The organism is Streptomyces sp. BK79 (genome assembly GCF_044142145.1).
GTDB lineage: Bacteria > Actinomycetota > Actinomycetes > Streptomycetales > Streptomycetaceae > Streptomyces.
The window spans coordinates 279,555-298,532 of the sequence record NZ_JBHVOC010000002.1; the positions used below are offsets into that span (position 1 = coordinate 279,555).

The following is an 18,978-nucleotide window of genomic DNA, read 5'->3' on the forward strand; positions in this document are numbered from 1 at the left end:
ACCTCCGCCCCTTGGCAGCGTCGGCGGGGCACCGGGCTCAGCCGTCGGGTGGGCGTGAGGCGCGCGATCAACGAGGAAGCGTGGCTTGTGCCGGTCCGGGGCTCGGGTGGCACACGTGACGGGTGATCGTCCCGCGCTCCCGCCGTCGTGGCGGGCTTTCGGCGGTTGAGGTCTCCTGGAGCGGAGATCAGGTCCCGCTCCCACCACAACACGCCCCCCACCATCCCCACGAAGTTTCCCCACCGCCCCCCTCCCGTTAGCCACCCCCCGCTACCGTCGCCTCCCTCGGTCCGGCGCAGGAGAGGTACGTCCATGAGCACCCGCACCCCGGTCGACCGCACCTCGGCATCGCCGTCCGTCGCCACGCTGGCCGCGGCGCGGCAGCGGCGGGAGGGGGGCCGGGTCGGGGGGTCGTCCGCGACGTCGGCGGAGCGGGCCCTGCTGGGGATGCAGGCCCGCGTCGGCAACCGGGCGGCGACCGCGGCGGTGCAGCGTGCCAGGGAGGCGGAGGGCGGGGGCGCGGAGAACCAGGGCGCGTCCGCCGGGGCGGAGAGGAAGAGTTACCGCGACCGGATCGCCGGGCTACTCGACCGGTTCAAGAAGAATCTCGAGCCCATCGACACCTTCATCAAGGGCGTCCAGACCCCCGCCAACGCCGGCTTCAGCCAGCAGGCCGCCGCCGCGGCCAACGAGGGGCTCAAGCATTCCGCCGCCGCCTCGGGGACCTCCGCCGCGTCGGGGAACCTCCTCACCGAGGCCACCGGAACGGTGGTCAGCGGCATGGACGCGTACAAGAACATGAAGGACGCCCGGAAGCACGGGACCGGTGCCGGCCATCACACGGCGAACAAGAAGGCCAGGACCAAGGGGACGGACGCGGTCGTCGGTGCCGCCGGTTCGGGGGCCTACAGTGCCGCCATCGCCAAGGAAGTGACCAAGATCCAGAAGGCGGCGGACGCCGCGGTCGCCTCCGAGGCGAGCGGTATCGCCAGCGCCTCCGTCGCCGCGCTGAAGAGCGCCCGGGCCGTGTTCCGCATCGGGGGCGCCGCCCGCAAGTATCACAAGGTGAAGGAGCTGGGGGATCCGCACCTCGTCCACGCCGCGTCGCTGGCCCGCCTCAACGAGTCCCGGGAGCAGGCCGACTGGGCCGCCGCGGAGGCGTACGTCGCGCTGGACGCGTACTGGAAACATGAGGGCGAGGGGCGGCTGGAGCTGATCGGCGAGGCCGTCGACGCCGCCTGGGAGGCGATGGGTGAGGCCCGGGACGCCGCCGAGACCCTCCAGCGCGCCGAACGGGACGTGGAGAAGCTGAGCACGGCGCAGGGGTACGCGAAGAAGAAGCAGCTCACCAAGATCGGCAAGGAGACGGTCGGCGGCGCGCTGGGCGAGTCCACCAAGGCCGCGGCCGGCGTCGTGACGGCGGTGGCGGCGGGGACGGCCGGCCTGGCGAGCAACCCGGTCGGATGGGGCCTCGCCGGGGCCGGGGCCGGACTCGTCCTCGGCGCCACCCTGTACAAGGCGCTGCGCGCCGCCACGAAGCGCTACGAAGAGGTCCGCCACCCCGACCGCTGGGCGCCGCAGGGCGAGACCCCGGCGGAGGCGGCGTCCCGTTCGGAGTCGCTGAAGCACGCCCTGAAGTTCTGGAAGAAGGTGTCGAAGGGCGAACGCCAGGCCATGGCGCGCGAGATCTACGCCCTGGCCGCGGGCCCCGACATCCCCGGCAGCGGCGGGACGACGGAGGAGATGCGGCAGTCCGGCATGGCCCTGCTCGTCGCGCTCAAGGCGGGCCCCGCCGACCACAAGCTGGAGCAGGACGCCTGGGTGGCGAGCCTCAACGATCCGTCGAAGACCGCGGGCTGGATCCAGGAGATCGCGGAACAGCTGGCCTCCGGGTGAGCGAACCGGGAAGCCCGCCGTCCACGATCCGGGAGGCCCGCCGTCCACGAACCGGGAGGCCGGTCATCCACGAATCGGGAGGCCCGCCGCCCACGAACCGGGAGGCCGGCCGCCCACGAATCGGGAGACCCGCTGTCCACGGGCCCGCGGTGACCCGGGGTAACCCGCGGTGACCCGCCGGGGCCTCCTTTCGCGTCAAAACCCGGCCGGTTCTGGCCCATCGTCCCGAGGCCGGCACGACCCGTGAGCGCGCGCCGGGCGCCGGCGGTATGGTCCACTTCCTGACGCCGCAAGCGAACACCGCTCGCGGACAAGGGAGTTGGAGGGGCGGGCCGGGTCGGCACACGGTCCGTTCCGCCTCGCGTGCGCGTCGCCGACTCCGCGAGCCGCACCCCAAGGAGCCAGGCCATGGCGACCCAGCAGCCCGCCCTCGTCCTCGACCCCACCGGCGCCGGTCGCCACGCCGAGCACCGCGCCCTGCGGGAGCGCGGCCCGGCCACCCCCGTGGACGTCCTCGGGGTCCGGGTCTGGTCGGTCAGCGACCCGGTCCTCCTCAAGCACCTGCTCACCAGCCCGGACGTCTCCAAGGACGCCCGCGCGCACTGGCCCGCCTACGGTGAGGTGGTCGGCACCTGGCCGCTCGCCCTGTGGGTGGCGGTGGAGAACATGTTCACCGCGTACGGGGCCCACCACCGCAAGCTGCGGCGGCTGGTGGCGCCGGCCTTCAGCGCCCGCCGGGTCGACGCGATGCGGCCGGCCGTCGAGGCGACGGTGGCAGGACTCGTCGACCGGCTCGCGGACCTCCCCGCCGGCGAACCGGTCGATCTGCGGCAGGAGCTGGCCTATCCGCTGCCCATCGCCGTGATCGGTCACCTCATGGGCGTGCCCGAGGACCGGCGGGAGGGCTTCCGGGCCCTCGTGGACGGTGTCTTCGACACCACCCTGGACCGGGCCGAGGCGCAGGCCAACACCGTGCGCCTGTACGAGGTCATGGACCAGCTCATCGCCGACAAACGCGCCACCCCGGGCGACGACATGACGTCCCTGCTCATCGCCGCGCGGGACGACGAGGGGGACGGCGCCAGCCTCTCCTCCCAGGAGCTGCGCGACACCCTGCTGCTGATGATCAGCGCCGGCTACGAGACCACGGTCAACGTCATCGACCAGGCCACCCACACCCTGCTGACCCGCCCCGACCAGCTCGAACTGGTCCGCGAGGGCGTGGTCACCTGGGCGGACGTGGTCGAGGAGACGCTGCGCCACGAACCGGCGGTCAAGCATCTGCCGCTGCGGTACGCGGTCACGGACATCCCCCTGCCGGACGGGCGGACCATCGCGCGCGGGGAGGCCATCCTGGCCTCGTACGCCGCCGCCAACCGCCATCCCGACTGGCACGAGGACGCCGACACCTTCGACGCCACCCGCGTGGTCAAGGACCACCTGGCCTTCGGTCACGGTGTCCACTACTGCCTGGGCGCGCCGCTGGCCCGCATGGAGGTCACCCTCGCGCTGGAGAGCCTCTTCGGCCGCTTCCCGGACCTCCGCCTCGCCGACCCGGCGCGGGAGCTGCCGCCCGTGCCGTCCCTGATCAGCAACGGCCACCAGCGGCTCCCGGTCCTGCTGCACGCCCGCTGAACGGCGGGCGGCGGGCGCGCGGCGGGACCCGGGGCGTCAGCCGAACATGCCCGGCTCGTAGTCGCCCGCCGGGTTCTGGAGGATGACGTTCACGCGGTTGTACGCGTTGATGAGGGCGATCAGGCCCACCAGGGCGGCCAGCTGCTCCTCGTCGTAGTGCTTCGCCGCCTGGGCCCACGCCTCGGCGGTGACGCCGCCGGCGGCGTCGGCGATGCGGGTGCCCTGCTCGGTCAGTTCCAGGGCGGCGCGCTCGGCGTCGGTGAAGACCTTCGCCTCCCGCCACGCCGCGATCAGGTTCAGCCGCAGCGCGGTCTCCCCCGCCTTCGCGGCGTCCTTGGTGTGCATGTCGAGGCAGAAGCCGCAGCCGTTGATCTGGCTGGCGCGGATCTTCACCAGCTCCTGGACCGCGGCCGGGAGCGTCGAGTCCGACACGACCTTGCCCGCCGAGTTGAAGTGCCGCACGAGCTTGCCCGCGGTCGGGTTGGTGAACAGGTCGAGACGAGCTTCCATGGTGGGTTCCTCCGTCGTGGTCATCGTGCCGGTCAGCCGTTGCCGGCGGTTCGTTCTTGGCCGTACACAGCTACGACGGAGCGCGCGGACGCGATGTGACAGACCCGGGAAGTCGTACGGTGTGACCTGCGTCTCACGCCGTCGGAGTGGCTCGGGACAGCAGCCGTTCCAGTGCCGCCGTCACCTCGGCCGGGCGTTCGTCCATCACCCAGTGGCCGGTGCCGTCCAGCATCGTCAGTTCGGCGCCGGGGACGGACGCGGCCAGCTCGGTCGCGATCGTCGGACTCAGGTAAGGGTCCTCGCGGCCCCAGACGACCGCCGTCGGGCAGGCGATGTCGCGCAGGCGCCGGCGCAGTTCGGGGCGGACCCGCGTGCGGTAGTCGCGGAAGTAGTGGAGCAGCCAGCCGCGGCCCTGTGCCGTGTCCATCCAGTCGACGTAGGTGTGCAGGAGTTCCGCGTCGAGGTGGCCCGCGCGGACCAGCGGCACGAGCGCCCGGCGGTGGAGGGCGGCGTACGGCACACGCGTCGCCGCCGGCCGGAGGGCGGGCGTGCGGGCGAGGAGGCCGAGCAGACTGAAGGCGGCGTACCACGGGCGGGTGAACGTGGCATGGGCGCGGCTGTTGAGGAGGGCCAGCCGGCGTACGCGCTCGGGGTGGCGCTGGGCGAAGCCCAGGGCAAGGAAGCCGCCGTAGTCGTGGCCGGCCAGGTTCACCGAGTCGAGTTCCAGGGCGTCCAGCAGCCGGCCGAGCCGCGCGACCTCGGTGTCGTAGTCGAAGGGCAGGTGCAGGGGGCGGTCGGAGTCTCCCCACCCAAGGAGGTCGGGGGTGATGACGCGGTGTTCCCGTGCCAGGGGCGGCACCTGGTGGCGCCAGCACTGGTGGTCCGCGGGGTAGCCGTGCAGGAGGAGGACCGGTTCGGCGTCGGGGGGTCCCGACTCCCAGCAGGCCAGGCGGGCTCCGTCCACCAGGACCGGCCGGGCGCGGGTGCGGCCCGTGTCCGGGCTCTGCGTGCTCATGTCGCTTCCAGCTCCCTCGGTTCGTACGTTCACCGTCCGTCGTGGTTCCTAACTGAGCGCATACCCGGGAGCGTCACGGGCAGGGCGGCGGATTCGGCCGGTGGAGCGGTTCGGGCCGCCGGCGGGGCGGCGGGCCGGTCCTCACCCCGGGGCGGGAGCCCCGCCCGGCGGGGGCTAGCCTCGGCTGCGGTTGATCGGTGCGCCGGCCCGCCCGTCGGTATCCCCGTCGGCTCGTCCGTCGGTGCACCCGTCGGTGCGACAGGAGGCAGACATGGCGAGGGTTCCGAGCGCGGTGGTCGCCGCGAGCGGTCTGGTCGGCGGGTACGGCGTGGCCCGGTGGACGAAGAAGCGGGAGCTGGGCGGGGCCGTCCTCGCCGTCGCGGGCGCCGCGGCCGCGCGGCAGTGGCGGGCGCGGGCCGGCGAGAAGGCGGCGGGCGCGCTGACGGCGGCGTACGTCGCCGGTTTCGCCGGGTCGCACCCGCTGGCCAGGAAGGTGGGCGCCTGGCCGTCCGTCCTCGGTGTCGCGGGCGCCGTCGCCCTGGCCTCGTGGGCGGTCGCCGACCGGAGGGCCTGAGCGTCCGTCCCGGGCGGGGCTCAGGTCCGGTGGTGCGTCAGTACGTTGACCACCCGGCCGCCCGGGTCCCGGACGAAGAAGCGGCGTACGCCCCACTCCTCGTCCCGCAACTCCCGTACGACCTCCGCTCCCGAAGCGGTCACCCGCGCGTACACCGCGTCCACGTCCTCGACCTCCACGCTGAGGTCGGGGACGAGCGGCGCGGTGCGTTCCTCGGTGAACAGGCTGATCTGGGCCGTGGGATTGGCGGGGGAGGCGAGGGTGGTCACCCAGCCCATGGCCATGACCTCCTCCAGCCCCAGCAGGCCGTAGAAGTCGCTGCTCGCGCGGAGCTGCTCCCCGTCCCGGACCTTGAGGTCGGGCACGATCCTGCGGACGGTCATGGGGCGGCTCCTCCCGGACGGAATGACGGACGTACGGACCGACGTTACGCGCCCGCCGTGCCGGAGCCCGGGGTTCCGGCCGACTTCGCCGGGGCCGCCGCGTCCGCCCGTACCGCCGACAGCGGCTCCGCGATGTCCTCCAGCGACCGGCGTTCCGCCTTCACCGCCAGGAAGGCGGCGACCAGGCCGGCCGCGCACATCAGCCCGGCGCCGATCTGGAACGCCAGGACCGTGTCGGCGACGACGCCGGACTCGGTGAGGTCGGCGAAGAGCAGCGGGCCGCTGATGCCGCCGGCGGCGGTGCCGAGGGCGTAGAAGAAGGCGATGGCCATCGCGCGGGTCTCCATCGGGAAGATCTCGGAGACCGTCAGGTACGCGCTGGAGGCGCCCGCCGAGGCGAAGAACAGCACCACGCACCAGCAGGCGGTCATCGTCGTGGCGGTGAGCGAGCCGCGGTCGAAGAGGTACGCCGTGCCGAAGAGCAGGATGCCGGAGAGCAGGTAGGTGCTGGAGATCATGATGCGCCGGCCGACCGTGTCGAAGAGGTGGCCGAGCAGAAGCGGGCCCATGAAGTTGCCGGCGGCGATGACGGCGAAGTAGTAGCCGGTGGAGCCGGTCGGCACGTCGAAGAAGGTGATGAGGATGGTGCCGAAGCCGAAGGTGATGGCGTTGTAGAGGAAGGCCTGGCCGATGAAGAGCGACAGGCCGAGGACGGCGCGGCGCGGGTAGCGGCCGAAGACGGTCTTCGCGATCAGGCCGAAGCCGATGCTCTTGCGCTGGTGGATGGTGATCTCACCGGCCGGCGGCGGCAGTTTCTCGCCCTTCTCCCGCTCGATCTCCTGTTCGACGGAGGTCACGAGCCCGTCGGCCTTCTCGCCCTGCCCGTGGATGAACTGCCAGCGCGGGCTCTCCGGGACGTGCCGCCGTACGAGGAGGATGACCAGGCCGAGGACCACGCCGAGGGCGAAGCTGAGCCGCCAGCCGAGGTCTTTGGGGAAGATGTCGGTGTCCAGCATCACGATGGACAGCAGCGCGCCGCCGATCGCGCCGAGCCAGTAGCTGCCGTTGATGATGAGGTCGACCCGGCCCCGGTAGCGGGACGGGATCAGCTCGTCGATCGCGGAGTTGATGGCCGCGTACTCGCCGCCGATGCCGAAGCCGGTGAGGAAGCGGAAGAGGAAGAACCACCAGGACTCGAAGGACAGTGCGGTCAGCGCGGTCGCCGCCAGGTACACGACCAGCGTCGTGATGAACAGCTTCTTGCGGCCGTAGCGGTCCGTCAGCCAGCCGAAGAACAGGGCCCCGCAGCACGCGCCCGCCACGTACAGGGCGGCGGCGAGGCCGGTGATCTGGGCCGAGCTGATGTCGAGGCCGCTGCCGTCCTCGGCGATGCGGCCGGCGACGTTGCCGACGATCGTGACTTCCAGGCCGTCCAGGATCCAGACCGTGCCCAGGCCGATCACGATCATCCAGTGCCATCGTGACCAGGGCAGGCGGTCCAGGCGGGCGGGGACGGCCGTGGTGACGGTTCCGGTGGAGGCGGGCACCGCGGCCGAGGACGACGAATCTGCTGTCATGGCTCCCTCTCCGTCGAGCGAACGCCTCCCTTGTGCCCTGGACGGACCGGGACACGCCCGCCGCGTCGCCGCGCCCGGGAGGCTACGCCCCCAGCATGCGGGAGACCGTGTGGATCAGCAGCCCGGCCAGCGAGCCGACGACCGTGCCGTTGATGCGGATGAACTGGAGGTCGCGGCCGATGTTCGCCTCGATCTTCTTCGTGGTGTGCTCGGCGTCCCAGCTCGCCACCGTGTCCGTGATCAGGGAGGTGATCTCCTTGCGGTAGGTGGTCACCACGTACACCGCGGCGCTCTCCACCCACGTGTCGACCTTGCCCTGCACCCTGGCGTCGGAGGCCATCCGGGCACCCAGCGACAGCAGCGAGGCCCGCACCCGCATCCGCAGCTCGCTGCGCTCGTCCTCCGCCGCCGAGACGATCATGGACCGTACGGCCGTCCAGGCGGACGCGATCAGGTCCTGGACCTCGCCGCGGCCCAGCACCTCGGTCTTCAGCCGCTCCACGCGCGCGCGGGTCTCCGTGTCGGACTGGAGGTCGGAGGCGAAGTCGCCGAGGAAGCGGTCGAGGGCGCCGCGCGCCGGGTGGGCGGGCATGTCGCGCATCTCGGTGACGAAGCGCAGCAGCTCCTTGTAGACGCGCTCGCCGACCTTCTTGTCCACGAACCGGGGCGTCCATCCGGGCGCCCCGCCCTGGACGGCGTCCATCACGGAGTCGCCGTGCAGGATCAGCCAGTCGTGGGCGCGGGAGACGATCAGGTCGACGGCGCGCTTGTGGCCGCCGTCGGTGACGATCCGGTCCAGCAGCTTGCCGATGCCGGGGGCGATCTCCTGGGCGTCGGCCCGCCGGGTGATCGCCTCCCCCACGACCGCCTGCACGTCGGAGTCGCGCAGCACGGTGAGGGCGCCGCGCAGGGCGGCGGACAGCTCGGCCGTCACCCGGTCGGTGTGTTCGGGCACGGCGAGCCAGGCGCCGAGGCGGCTGCCGATGCCGACGGCCCGCAGCCGCTGGCGTACGACGTCCTCGGAGAGGAAGTTCTCGCCGACGAACTCGCCCAGCGAGACGCCCAGCTGGTCCTTCTTCTTCGGGATGATCGCGGTGTGCGGGATGGGCAGGCCGAGCGGGTGGCGGAACAGGGCGGTGACCGCGAACCAGTCGGCGAGCGCGCCGACCATGCCGGCCTCGGCGGCGGCGGACACGTAGCCCGCCCAGGCGCCCGCGCCCCGGTGGGCGGCCCATTCGGCCAGGACGTACACCACGGCGACGAACAGCAGCAGGCCCGTCGCGGTGAGCTTCATACGGCGCACGCCGCGCCGCTTCTCCTCGTCGGCCGCGCTGAACGACGTCATGGCACGGTCGCGGACGGCACCGGGCGCGCCGCGCCCTCCGCCCGCCCCGGCGCCCTCCCCGGTCGGCCCGGAACCGTCAGGTAGTTCGGCCTTCACGCGTTCCATCCACTCCACCGTTCACTGTTGCGTCGCCCACACATTGTCCCTTCCTGACCGACTCCCGGAACGGAACACAAGTTCCCGGCGTCTGTCCGGGAGGGGGAACGCCCGGGGGTCGTACGGCCTTTCCCCGGCCCATGACGCATCATGGGTTGATCGGACCGGAGCCTGATCCTGGGGCTCCCCTCGCCCGAGGAGAACAGCACAGCATGACCCGGGGTCGTGACGGAGGTGCGGGGGTGCCTCCCACCAAGCACCGTGCCCTGCTAGCGGCGATCGTCACCTTGATAGTGGCGATCTCCGCGGCCATATACGCCGGAGCGTCCGCCGACGACGGCACCAAGGACCGCGCACCGCTCGCGAGCGGCCGTTTCCGGGGCGACGCCGCCCCCGCCTCCACCGGCTCCTGGGTCGGCGCCTGGTCCGCCTCCCCCGCCGCGGCCGAGCCCGGCACCGAGACGACCGGCATGGCGGGCCGCTCGGTGCGCAACGTCGTGCACGCCGGCATCGCCGGCACGAGCGCGCGGATCACCCTGTCCAACCTCTACGGGCAGTCCCCGCTGACCGTCACGCACGCCTCCATCGCCCTGGCCGACGGCCCCGGCACGGCCGCCGCGCTCGCCGGCACGATGCGCCGGCTCACCTTCGGCGGCAGCCCCCAGGTCGTCATCCCGGCCGGCGGGCAGGTGATGAGCGACATCGCCCGCATCGCCGTCCCGTACGGCGCGGACGTCCTGGTCACCACGTACTCCCCCGTGCCGTCCGGCCCGGTCACCCACCACCCGCGCGCGCAGCAGATCAGCTACCTCGCCGAGGGCGACCACACCTCGGACGTCACCGCCGTCGCGTACACGACCGAGACGCCGTACTGGCGCTACCTGACGGCGCTGGACGTGCTCAGCCACGAGGCCGACGGCACCGTCGTCGCGATCGGCGACTCGATCACCGACGGCTTCGGCTCCGAGACGAACGCCAACCACCGCTGGACCGACGTCCTCGCCGAGCGGCTGCACGAGGCGGCCGGGGACGGGCGCGACGCCCCCCGCTACAGCGTCGTCAACCAGGGCATCAGCGGCAACCGTGTCCTGACCTCCCGGGCGGGCCGGCCCGCCGACAACCCGAGCGCGCTGAGCCGTTTCGAGCGGGACGCGCTCGGGCGCACCGGCGTCAAGGCCGTCGTCATCGTCCTCGGCGTCAACGACATCCTGAACAGCCCGCGCCTCGCCGACCGGGACACGCTCCTCGCCGGCCTGCGCACCATGACCGAGCAGGCGCACGGCCGGGGGCTGAAGGTCGTCGGCGCGACGATCATGCCGTTCGGCGGCTACAAGGGCTACACGCAGGCCCGCGAGACCATGCGGCAGGAGGTCAACGCGGAGATCCGCTCGGGCCGCCTCTTCGACGCGGTCGTCGACTTCGACAAGGCGCTGCGCGACCCCTACGACCCGCGCCGCCTGCGCGCCGAGTACGACAGCGGCGACCACCTGCACCCCAGCGACCAGGGGTACGCGCGGATGGGCCGCTACCTCGACCTGGACGACCTGAAGGGCGCGGCACCGGTCCAGCTGTAACGGGGCGACCCCGTCGGCGACGGCGCCATCGGCCCCCGGGCGGACGGGCCGGGCGGAGGGCGGAGCCCCGTGGGCTGCCCGGCCGGCCCGGCTGACGGCGGAGCCCCCGGGGAGGGCTGCCCGACCGCCCCGATGGGCCGCGCCCGGCAGGGACGCACCGCTGCACGCCCCGCATCACGCGCCCGACGGCAAAACGCGCCCACGCGCCCAGCGCGCAGGCACCAAGCCCGGCTCCCGGCTCCCGGCTCCCGGCTCCCGGCTCCCGGCTCCCGGCTCCCGGCTCCCGGCAGGGAACGCCCCGCCATACGCCCAACGGGGAACGCACCCAAACTCCCCAGCGCCCCAGCCCCACGCCCCCGCGCACCACGCCGCGCCCAGGCGTCCGGGCCCCGGGACCGTCAGTCCTCGCCCCGCCTGCGCCGGTCGCGGTCCTCGCGGCGCAGTTCGCGCTGCTCGCGGCGTTCGTCGCGGTGCTCGCGGAGCATGTCCCGGTGTCCGTCGAGCATCCGGTGGTGGGCGTCGGCCACGTCGTCCCGGACGGAGGAGCGCAGCTCCCCCCGCGCGGCCTTGCGGTCCAGCTTCTCCTGCCGGCGCTCTTCCCTGATCCGCAGCTTCTCCGCCCGCGTCACCTTGCGGCGCACACCGACGCCACCCCAGAAGGCGAAGCCCGTCACGATCACGCGCGGGGCACCCGGGTCGCCCAGGACGCCGGACTCCCGGTGGTCGAAGTCGCCCATGACGCCGACGCCGCGGACCACCACCTCGACACCCGGCGGCACGATCACGTCGATTCCGCCCATGATCGCCACGCAGTTGATCACGACCTCGCCGTCCGCGAAGTTCGCGTCCCGCAGGTCGATCTCCCCGCCGCCCCAGAAGGCGAAGGAGTTGAACCGCCTCGGCACCGTCCAGTGCCCCTTGCGCTGGAACCCGGACATCACCGCGACCGCCCACGTCGACGACCCCTCGCCGCCCGTGACCCGGCCCGACCACTCCCCCGAGGCCGCCGGCCGCTTGGTCATCGACACCCTGGGCGCCGCGCCCTCCCCGCCGACCGGCAGGTCCCGGGTGATCGGCGCCAGCTCCCCGTAGGTCCGCGCGCTGTACGTGGCGTCCAGCCGCTCCTCGAACTCGGTCATGTCCAGACGGCCCTCCGCGAGGGCGTCCCTGAGGACCTCGGCGACTCGTTCACGGTCGGCGTCGGATGCGCGGAGTTCCGGGGCGTCGTCGGTCATGTACAGCAGCCTACGAGGTAGGTGCGCCCGGCACTACGCGCTCCGTGCGTTCCGCGTACATCTTCGCGATCACCTGCTCGATGTCCGGCTCCCGCACCGACAGGTCCACCAGCGGATACCGGTCCGCGATCCCCGCCACCAGCCCCGCCGCCGACGCCGTCGCCGGGAACGCCAGCCACTGCCTGGGCCCCTCCACCCGCACCACCCGGGCGGGCTCCGGCGCCTCGATCGGCGGCAACTCCCGCTCCAGGTCCACCACCAGCGTCCGCTCGCTCTCCCCCGCCTCGTGCAGCCCCGCCAGCGCACCGTCGTACATCAGCCGCCCGTGGTCGATGACCATCACCCGGGAGCAGAGCTGCTCGATGTCCTGGAGGTCGTGCGTGGTCAGCAGCACCGTGGTGCCGCGCTCCGCGTTCAAGTCCCGCAGGAAGTCCCGCACCTTGGCCTTCGAGACCACGTCCAGGCCGATCGTCGGCTCGTCCAGGTAGAGCACCTCCGGATCGTGCAGCAGCGCCGCCGCGATGTCACCGCGCATCCGCTGCCCCAGCGACAACTGCCGCACCGGCACGTCCAGCAGCTCCCCGAGCCGCAGGAGTTCCACGCAGCGGTCCAGGTTCTCCCGGTAACGGGCGTCCGGGATGCGGTACATGCGGTGCGCCAGCCGGTAGGAGTCGATCAGCGGCAGGTCCCACCACAGCGTCGTACGCTGCCCGAACACGACCCCGATGCGGTGCGCCAGCCGGGTCCGCTCCCGGGACGGATCGATCCCGGCCACCCGCAGCCGGCCGCCGCTCGGCGTCAGGATGCCGGTGAGCATCTTAATCGTCGTCGACTTCCCGGCGCCGTTCGGACCGATGTAGCCGACCATCTCACCGCGCGCCACGGTGAACGACAGCCCGTCCACGGCCCGCACCCGCCGCCGCTCCCGCTTCAGGAAGCCGGTCCTCTTGCGTACGTCGAAGACCTTCTCCACCCCGTCCAGCTCGATGAAGGCCGCGGCGTCCGGCCCCGCGGTGTCCACCCCGGCCATCGTCCCCAACTCCCTCAACTCCCCGTACTCCGATACGAACGCAGCCCCGCCCGCCACGCCAGCCCCGCCAGCCCGCAGCAGGCCACCGCCACCAGCGGCGGCGTGAACGCCACCCACCCGGGCAGGTCCAGCGGGAACGGCCGCTCCAGCACGAAGCCCGCCGGCAGCCAGTTCACGAAGGCCAGCGGCACCACGAACGTCACCCCCCGCACCAGGTCCGGCGCGAACACCGTCGGCGGATACTGGAGCATCGTCGTACCGCCGTAGGTGAACGCGTTGGACACCTCCGAGGCGTCCTGCGCCACGAACTGGAACGCCGCCGCCGCCACGAACACCGCGCAGAAGATCCCCGCCCCGCTCAGCAGCATCACCGGCATCAGCAGCAGCTTCGCCGCCGTCCAGTCGACGTCCACGACGACCAGCGCGTACCCCAGCACCAGCAGCCCCTGGACCACTCGGCCCAGCCGGCGCAGCGCGAACCGGTCCGCCGCCACCTGCGCCAGCACCGGCGCCGGACGCACCAGCAGCGTGTCCAGCGTCCCGTCCCGCACCCGGCGCCCCAGCCGCTCCATCGAGCCGATCGACAGGTCGGCCAGCCCGAAGGAGACCCCCGACAGCCCGTACAGGAACGCCACCTCCGCCAGCGACCAGCCGCCCAGCGCGTCGACGCGGGAGAACATCAGCAGGATCGCCACGAAGTCCAGCGCGGTCATCGCGAAGTTCCCGAACGTCGTCAGCGCGAAGGACACCCGGTACGCCATCGTCGACCGGATCCACATCGCGGCGATCAGCCCGTACGCGCGCACCCCCTCGACGACCCGCCCGCGCGGCCGCGCCCACTCGGTCGCCCCCGCCGTCTCAGCCACCCTGCACCACCACCCGACGCGTCGCCGCCGACTGCACCAGCCGCCCCACCGCCAGCAGCGCCACCGCCCACGCCCCCTGGAAGACGAACGTCCCCAGCGGATCGGCCTCCCCCAGCAGCACGTCCGCGGGCGCCTGGAGCAGCGACGACCACGGCAGCGCCCGCACCACCTCGCCGAGCCCGCCCGGGAACACGTTCAGCGGCAGCAGCATCCCCGAACAGAACAGCCCCGCCAGCCACGCCATCTGCGTCACCCCCGTGCCGTCCATCAGCCAGAAGGCCGAGAGCGCCACCAGATACCGCAGCGCGAAACCCACCAGCGCCCCCAGCAGCACCGCCACCGCGAACGCCACCCACGTGGACGCCTCACCCGGCAGCGCCATCGGGAAGAACAACGATCCGAACACGAACGGCACCACGCCCCGCCCCAGCAACTGGAACAGCGCCCGCCCCACGTCCGCCGCCAGCCACCACAGCTGGAGATCCACCGGACGGTACAGATCGACGGCGATGTCACCCGAACGGATGCGCTCCATCAGCTCGTCCTCGAACCCGCCGCCGCCGATCGCCAGCGCCGCCAGCAGCGCCTGCCCCAGCCACACGAACGTCACCGCCTGCGCCTGGTCGTAACCCCCGAGCTGCGGTTTCTCGTCCCACAGGGCCAGATAGGTGGAGACCAGGATCAGCCCGAACACCGTGTTGGTGAACACCCCGGCGGCGGTGGCCGCCCGATACGTCGCGTACCGTCGGAATCCCCCCGCCGCGACGGCCGCGTACAACCGCCCCGAGCCCACGAACCCGCCCCCTCCACCGATCGGCACCGAAGCGCAGGAGCCTAGTGCGACGGACACCGCCCGTGCCAAGCAATTTCACGGGAGCGCCGCCGAGTGGGAACGGAACGCCCGGTGCGAGAGTCTTCTCCTGAGGGCGCAGAAGCGTACGAGGCCGTACGAGACCAGACCGTACGAGACCAGACCGTACGAGACCAGACCGTACGGCGCGAAGAACCGTACGAAGCGAAACAGGAGTCCGTGCACGAGATGAGCGACGAGCCGCAGCCGCAGCAGCCGGACCAGGGCTGGGCGCCGAGAGAGCCCCAGGCGGCCGGCGAGGGAACGGCGAAGAAGCCGAAGAGGCCCAGGCGCACCGGATGGCGCCGGCTGATCCCGACCTGGCGCATGACGCTGAGCGCCTTCGTCGTCGGCGTCCTGCTGCTGATCGGCGGCTTCTTCCTCGGCTACCAGCTGGTCCAGATCCCGGCCGCCAACGCGCTCGCCACCAAGCAGTCCAACGTCTACCTGTACGCCGACGGCAGCGTCCTCGCCCGCGACGGCGAGGTCAACCGCGAGAGCGTCGCCCTCGCCCGCATCTCCGCGGACGCCCAGCACGCCGTCCTGGCCGCCGAGGACCGCGACTTCTACACCGAGTCCGCGATCGACCCCCAGGCGATGGTCCGCGCCGGCTGGAAGACCGCCACCGGCGAGGGCAAGCAGTCCGGCTCCACGATCACCCAGCAGTACGTCAAGAACTACTACCTGGCCCAGGAGCAGACCGTCACCCGCAAGGTGAAGGAGTTCTTCATCTCGATCAAGCTCGACCGCGAGAAGAGCAAGAACGAGATCCTCGAGGGCTACCTCAACACCAGCTTCTTCGGCCGCGGCGCCTACGGCATCCAGGCCGCCGCCCAGGCGTACTACGGCATCGACGCCAAGAACCTCACCGCCGCCCAGGGCGCCTACCTCGCCTCCCTGCTCAACGCCCCCAGCCAGTACGACGTCGTCGCCCACCCCGAGAACAAGGGCGCCGCCCAGTCCCGCTGGAACTACGTACTCGACGGCATGGTCGACAAGGGCTGGCTCACCCCCGCCGAACGCGCCGCGCAGAAGTTCCCCATGCCCAAGGAGAACACCGTCTCCACCGGCATGTCCGGACAGCGCGGCTACGTCGTCAACATCGTCAAGAACTACCTGGTCGAGAACGAGATCGTCGCCGAGGAGGAACTCGACCGCGGCGGCTACCGCATCACCACCACCCTCCAGAAGGACAAGCAGGACGCCTTCGTCGAGGCCGTCGACGACAAGCTGATGTCCAAGCTGGACAAGGACCGGAAGGTCGACTCCTACGTCCGCGCCGGCGGCGCCTCCGTCGACCCGAGGACCGGCAAGGTCGTGGCGATGTACAACGGCATCGACTACGTGAAGCAGTACACGCCCAACGCCACCCGCCGGGACTTCCAGGTCGGCTCCACCTTCAAGCCCTTCGTGTTCACCTCCGCCGTCGAGAACCACGCCGAGACGCAGGACGGCCGCACCATCAACCCGAACACGACCTACGACGGCACCAGCGAACGCCCCGTCCAGGGCTGGAGCGGCGGCCGCTACGCCCCCGAGAACGAGGACCACCGCGACTACGGCGACGTCACCGTCCGCGAGGCCACCGACAAGTCCATCAACGCCGTCTACGCCCAGATGGCCGTCGACGTCGGCTCCGACAAGGTCCAGCAGACCGCGATCGACCTCGGCCTGTCCAAGAACACCCCCGAGCTGACCCCCTCCCCCTCCATCGCCCTCGGCGTCGCCACCGCCAGCCCCCTCGACATGGCCGAGGCGTACGCCACCCTCGCCAACCACGGCCGGCACGGCACGTACACCTTCGTCGAGAAGGTCATGAAGGACGGCAAGCACGAGGTCGAGCTGCCCGAGCGGCGCGAGCACCAGGCCGTCAGCCGCGAGGCCGCCGACACCACCACCTCCGTCCTGCGCAGCGTCGTCCAGAACGGCACCGCCACCGCCGCCCAGGCCGCGGGCCGCCCCGCCGCCGGCAAGACCGGCACCGCCGAGGAGGACACCGCCGCCTGGTTCGCCGGCTACACCCCCGAACTCGCCACCGTCATCGCGGTGATGGGCCAGGACCCCGAGACCGCCGCCCACAAGTCGCTCTACGGCGCGATGGGCCTGCCCCGCATCAACGGCGGCGGCGCGCCCGCCGAGATCTGGGGCCAGTACACCCGCGACGCCCTGAAGGGCGAGCCGGTCAGCGGCTTCGACCTCCAGCTCCAGACCGGCGCCGACGTCACCGCGTCCCCGTCCGACGACTCCTCGGACGAACCCGGCACGGGCGACGAGAGCGGCGGCGCGGACACCGGCGACGAGCCGGGCGGCGACGAGGACACCGGCGGCGAGACCACCCCGGGCGGCACCGGCGGCGGCTCCAGCACCCCGCCGGGCGACACCGGCGGCGACGACACCGCCGACCCGGGGACCAACGGCCCCACCTCCGGCGGCGCCAGCACCGAGCCGGGCCCCACCGGCGGCGGCGACGGCGGCGAGGACGACTCCTCCAACGGCGGCGCCACCGAGGGCGGCGGCGACACGGCCGGCGCGGGCGGCGGCGGTGACGACGGCACCGGGGGGACGGCCTCCGGCATCCCCGTCATCCCCCGCCGCCAGTGACCGCGCGGCGGGTCAGTGCCCGGAGGTCGCCTTCAGACCCACGACGGCGACCAGCAGCAGACAGATGAAGAAGATCCGGGCGGCGGTCACCGGCTCCCCCAGCACCACCATGCCGAGCACCGCCGCACCGGCCGCCCCGATGCCCACCCACACGCCGTAGGCGGTACCGATGGGCAGCGTCCGGGCCGCGTACGACAGCAGCACCATGCTGGCGACGATCCCGGCGCCGGTGAACAGAGAGGGCACGAGACGGGTGAAACCGTCCGTGTACTTCATCCCGATCGACCAGCCGACCTCGAGCAGACCGGCGACGAGCAGCAGAACCCAGGCCATGACAGGCACCTCCGTGTAGCGAACTGAACGGGGTGCGTCGTCTTTTCCTTCAGCCCGGTACGGCGCGTCTCGTCGGGGTCCCTCCAAGGTAGCAAAACCATGGGAAAGGGGCCGGTGACCTCGGTCACCGACCCCTTTGGCGCTCTGCGAACCCTGTTTCAGAGATCAGAGATACAACCCGGTCGTATCCTCCGACCCCTCGAACCGGTCCGCGGCCACGGCGTGCAGGTCGCGCTCGCGCATCAGCACGTACGCCGTGCCCCGCACCTCGACCTCCGCGCGGTCCTCCGGGTCGTACAGCACCCGGTCGCCCGCCTCCACCGTCCGCACGTTCTGCCCCACCGCGACGACCTCGGCCCAGGCCAGCCGCCGGCCGACCGCCGCCGTGGCGGGGATCAGGATCCCGCCCCCGGAACGCCGCTCGCCCTCGCTGGTGTCCTGCCGCACGAGGACGCGGTCGTGCAGCATCCGGATGGGCAGCTTGTCGTCCGGGGAACTGTGCTCGTTTCTCTTGGCGCTCACGCCCTGAACCTACCTGCCCCGGCTCAGCGCCCGCGCCGCCGGGTACCGCCCAGGGCGAGCAGCCCCACGACCCCGACCACGACCAGCGCGACGGGCACGACCCGCTCCAGCCGGGGCGCGCCCTCCTCGTCCACGAACTGCGACTTCACGTCGCTGACCACCCGATTGACCTGGACGTAGGCCCGCCCGAGCGTGTGATCGACGCTGGAGGCGACCTTGGCCTTCGCGTCGCCCACGATCGTCTTGGGGTGCACCCGCATCCCGAGCTCGTCGAGCGTCTCGGCCAGCACCTCGCGGCGGCGCTTGATGTCCGCCTCGATCTGCGCCGGGGTTCTGATGTCCGACGTGTCCGCCACCGTACGCCTCCGAAGTCTTCCGACACTGTCCCGGACAGTCTGTCAGCTACTCGCTGCTCCGCACTGTCAGGACCCCCGGTTACGCTGGATCGATGAGCGAGCGACTCCAGCCCGGGGACCCGGCCCCCGCCTTCACCCTCCCGGACGCCGACGGCAACGAGGTGTCCCTCTCCGACCACCAGGGCCGCAAGGTCATCGTCTACTTCTACCCCGCCGCGCTTACCCCCGGCTGCACGAAGCAGGCGTGCGACTTCACGGACAACCTGGAACTGCTGGCCGGCGCCGGGTACGACGTCATCGGCATCTCCCCCGACAAGCCGGAGAAACTGGCCAAGTTCCGCGACACCGAGTCCCTGAAGGTCACCCTCCTCGCCGACCCGGACAAGAAGGTCCTCGACGCGTACGGCGCCTTCGGCGAGAAGAAGAACTACGGCAAGACCTACCTGGGCGTCATCCGCTCCACGATCGTCGTCGACGAGAACGGCACCGTCGAACGAGCCCTGTACAACGTCCGCGCGACGGGCCACGTAGCCAAGATCATCAAGGACTTGGGCATCTGAGACCCGTCCTCACAGGGGCC

Annotated in this window: 18 protein-coding genes and 1 riboswitch; of the genes, 6 read left to right on the forward strand and 12 right to left on the reverse strand. The window is 72.2% G+C overall.

Going from position 1 to position 18,978, the window contains the following annotated elements:
• The first annotated feature begins 312 nt into the window (after positions 1–312).
• Positions 313–1,896, forward strand: coding sequence for a hypothetical protein (locus ACFIF2_RS03290; protein ID WP_395570918.1), 1,584 nt, complete (start codon positions 313–315; stop codon positions 1,894–1,896).
• A 408-nt stretch (positions 1,897–2,304) separates the two neighbouring features.
• Positions 2,305–3,531 (forward strand): cytochrome P450, encoded by a 1,227-nt coding sequence (locus ACFIF2_RS03295; protein ID WP_395570919.1) that lies wholly within the window; start codon positions 2,305–2,307, stop codon positions 3,529–3,531.
• Between the two features lie 36 nt (positions 3,532–3,567).
• Here ACFIF2_RS03295 and ACFIF2_RS03300 read toward each other — a convergent pair whose 3' ends face one another.
• On the reverse strand, positions 3,568–4,041 hold the full coding sequence (locus tag ACFIF2_RS03300) for a carboxymuconolactone decarboxylase family protein (RefSeq protein WP_395570920.1): 474 nt from the start codon (positions 4,039–4,041) through the stop codon (positions 3,568–3,570).
• 133 nt (positions 4,042–4,174) lie between these two features.
• A complete protein-coding gene (locus ACFIF2_RS03305; RefSeq protein WP_395570921.1) occupies positions 4,175–5,056 on the reverse strand; it encodes an alpha/beta fold hydrolase in 882 nt (293 codons plus the stop codon).
• 271 nt (positions 5,057–5,327) lie between these two features.
• Here ACFIF2_RS03305 and ACFIF2_RS03310 point away from each other — a divergent pair, with 271 nt between their 5' ends.
• On the forward strand, positions 5,328–5,630 hold the full coding sequence (locus tag ACFIF2_RS03310) for a hypothetical protein (protein ID WP_395570922.1): 303 nt from the start codon (positions 5,328–5,330) through the stop codon (positions 5,628–5,630).
• A gap of 20 nt (positions 5,631–5,650) precedes the next feature.
• Here ACFIF2_RS03310 and ACFIF2_RS03315 read toward each other — a convergent pair whose 3' ends face one another.
• The 3 genes from ACFIF2_RS03315 to ACFIF2_RS03325 all read right to left on the reverse strand — a co-directional run bounded on the left by ACFIF2_RS03315 (position 5,651) and on the right by ACFIF2_RS03325 (position 9,040).
• Positions 5,651–6,013 carry a VOC family protein gene (locus ACFIF2_RS03315; RefSeq protein WP_395570923.1) on the reverse strand — a complete coding sequence of 121 codons (363 nt, stop codon included), beginning with the start codon at positions 6,011–6,013 and terminating at the stop codon, positions 5,651–5,653.
• 44 nt (positions 6,014–6,057) lie between these two features.
• Positions 6,058–7,590, reverse strand: a complete 1,533-nt coding sequence (locus ACFIF2_RS03320) for an MFS transporter (RefSeq protein WP_395570924.1) — start codon at positions 7,588–7,590, stop codon at positions 6,058–6,060.
• 82 nt (positions 7,591–7,672) lie between these two features.
• Entirely contained in the window at positions 7,673–9,040 is a 1,368-nt protein-coding gene (locus ACFIF2_RS03325) for a DUF445 domain-containing protein (protein WP_395570925.1), read from the reverse strand.
• Between the two features lie 203 nt (positions 9,041–9,243).
• Between ACFIF2_RS03325 and ACFIF2_RS03330 the strand changes: the two genes are divergently transcribed.
• Positions 9,244–10,605 (forward strand): SGNH/GDSL hydrolase family protein, encoded by a 1,362-nt coding sequence (locus ACFIF2_RS03330; protein ID WP_395570926.1) that lies wholly within the window; start codon positions 9,244–9,246, stop codon positions 10,603–10,605.
• A gap of 398 nt (positions 10,606–11,003) precedes the next feature.
• Here the strand turns inward: ACFIF2_RS03330 and ACFIF2_RS03335 are convergent, their stop codons facing one another.
• The 4 genes from ACFIF2_RS03335 to ACFIF2_RS03350 are packed head-to-tail and all read right to left on the reverse strand — an operon-like array spanning position 11,004 to position 14,529.
• Positions 11,004–11,840, reverse strand: coding sequence for a DUF1707 domain-containing protein (locus ACFIF2_RS03335; RefSeq protein WP_395570927.1), 837 nt, complete (start codon positions 11,838–11,840; stop codon positions 11,004–11,006).
• Positions 11,841–11,850: 10 nt separating this feature from the next.
• Complete coding sequence (locus ACFIF2_RS03340) at positions 11,851–12,870, reverse strand: ATP-binding cassette domain-containing protein (protein ID WP_395570928.1); 1,020 nt, start codon at positions 12,868–12,870, stop codon at positions 11,851–11,853.
• Positions 12,871–12,884: 14 nt separating this feature from the next.
• Positions 12,885–13,736: an ABC transporter permease gene (locus ACFIF2_RS03345; protein ID WP_395570929.1), complete on the reverse strand. Its 852-nt coding sequence runs from the start codon at positions 13,734–13,736 to the stop codon at positions 12,885–12,887.
• Complete coding sequence (locus tag ACFIF2_RS03350; protein WP_395571044.1) at positions 13,729–14,529, reverse strand: ABC transporter permease; 801 nt, start codon at positions 14,527–14,529, stop codon at positions 13,729–13,731. Before ACFIF2_RS03350 ends, ACFIF2_RS03345 begins: the two co-directional genes overlap by 8 nt.
• A gap of 246 nt (positions 14,530–14,775) precedes the next feature.
• On the opposite strand from ACFIF2_RS03350, the gene ACFIF2_RS03355 reads away from it, so the two are divergent.
• Positions 14,776–17,187: a transglycosylase domain-containing protein gene (locus ACFIF2_RS03355; RefSeq protein WP_395570930.1), complete on the forward strand. Its 2,412-nt coding sequence runs from the start codon at positions 14,776–14,778 to the stop codon at positions 17,185–17,187.
• Between the two features lie 12 nt (positions 17,188–17,199).
• Here ACFIF2_RS03355 and ACFIF2_RS03360 read toward each other — a convergent pair whose 3' ends face one another.
• The 3 genes from ACFIF2_RS03360 to ACFIF2_RS03370 form a co-directional block, all read right to left on the reverse strand.
• Positions 17,200–17,520, reverse strand: a complete 321-nt coding sequence (locus ACFIF2_RS03360) for a multidrug efflux SMR transporter (RefSeq protein WP_055417143.1) — start codon at positions 17,518–17,520, stop codon at positions 17,200–17,202.
• 31 nt (positions 17,521–17,551) lie between these two features.
• Positions 17,552–17,614, reverse strand: a riboswitch (guanidine-III (ykkC-III) riboswitch).
• Positions 17,615–17,685: 71 nt separating this feature from the next.
• A complete protein-coding gene (locus ACFIF2_RS03365; protein ID WP_395570931.1) occupies positions 17,686–18,042 on the reverse strand; it encodes a GroES family chaperonin in 357 nt (118 codons plus the stop codon).
• Between the two features lie 23 nt (positions 18,043–18,065).
• Positions 18,066–18,398, reverse strand: coding sequence for a DUF3618 domain-containing protein (locus ACFIF2_RS03370; protein ID WP_395570932.1), 333 nt, complete (start codon positions 18,396–18,398; stop codon positions 18,066–18,068).
• A gap of 92 nt (positions 18,399–18,490) precedes the next feature.
• Here ACFIF2_RS03370 and bcp point away from each other — a divergent pair, with 92 nt between their 5' ends.
• Complete coding sequence (gene bcp, locus ACFIF2_RS03375; protein ID WP_395570933.1) at positions 18,491–18,958, forward strand: thioredoxin-dependent thiol peroxidase; 468 nt, start codon at positions 18,491–18,493, stop codon at positions 18,956–18,958.
• Positions 18,959–18,978: the final 20 nt, after the last annotated feature.

Excerpts from the sequence above, each read along its gene's own strand:
- ACFIF2_RS03340 (WP_395570928.1), bottom strand. The coding sequence starts at position 12,870 with ATGGCCGGGGTGGACACCGCGGGGCCGGACGCCGCGGCCTTCATCGAG.
- ACFIF2_RS03305 (WP_395570921.1), bottom strand. The coding sequence starts at position 5,056 with ATGAGCACGCAGAGCCCGGACACGGGCCGCACCCGCGCCCGGCCGGTC.
- ACFIF2_RS03300 (WP_395570920.1), bottom strand. The coding sequence starts at position 4,041 with ATGGAAGCTCGTCTCGACCTGTTCACCAACCCGACCGCGGGCAAGCTC.
- ACFIF2_RS03310 (WP_395570922.1), top strand. The coding sequence starts at position 5,328 with ATGGCGAGGGTTCCGAGCGCGGTGGTCGCCGCGAGCGGTCTGGTCGGC.
- ACFIF2_RS03295 (WP_395570919.1), top strand. The coding sequence starts at position 2,305 with ATGGCGACCCAGCAGCCCGCCCTCGTCCTCGACCCCACCGGCGCCGGT.
- ACFIF2_RS03330 (WP_395570926.1), top strand. The coding sequence starts at position 9,244 with ATGACCCGGGGTCGTGACGGAGGTGCGGGGGTGCCTCCCACCAAGCAC.
- ACFIF2_RS03320 (WP_395570924.1), bottom strand. The coding sequence starts at position 7,590 with ATGACAGCAGATTCGTCGTCCTCGGCCGCGGTGCCCGCCTCCACCGGA.
- ACFIF2_RS03355 (WP_395570930.1), top strand. The coding sequence starts at position 14,776 with ATGAGCGACGAGCCGCAGCCGCAGCAGCCGGACCAGGGCTGGGCGCCG.
- ACFIF2_RS03315 (WP_395570923.1), bottom strand. The coding sequence starts at position 6,013 with ATGACCGTCCGCAGGATCGTGCCCGACCTCAAGGTCCGGGACGGGGAG.
- ACFIF2_RS03290 (WP_395570918.1), top strand. The coding sequence starts at position 313 with ATGAGCACCCGCACCCCGGTCGACCGCACCTCGGCATCGCCGTCCGTC.
- bcp (WP_395570933.1), top strand. The coding sequence starts at position 18,491 with ATGAGCGAGCGACTCCAGCCCGGGGACCCGGCCCCCGCCTTCACCCTC.
- ACFIF2_RS03325 (WP_395570925.1), bottom strand. The coding sequence starts at position 9,040 with ATGGAACGCGTGAAGGCCGAACTACCTGACGGTTCCGGGCCGACCGGG.
- ACFIF2_RS03335 (WP_395570927.1), bottom strand. The coding sequence starts at position 11,840 with ATGACCGACGACGCCCCGGAACTCCGCGCATCCGACGCCGACCGTGAA.
- ACFIF2_RS03360 (WP_055417143.1), bottom strand. The coding sequence starts at position 17,520 with ATGGCCTGGGTTCTGCTGCTCGTCGCCGGTCTGCTCGAGGTCGGCTGG.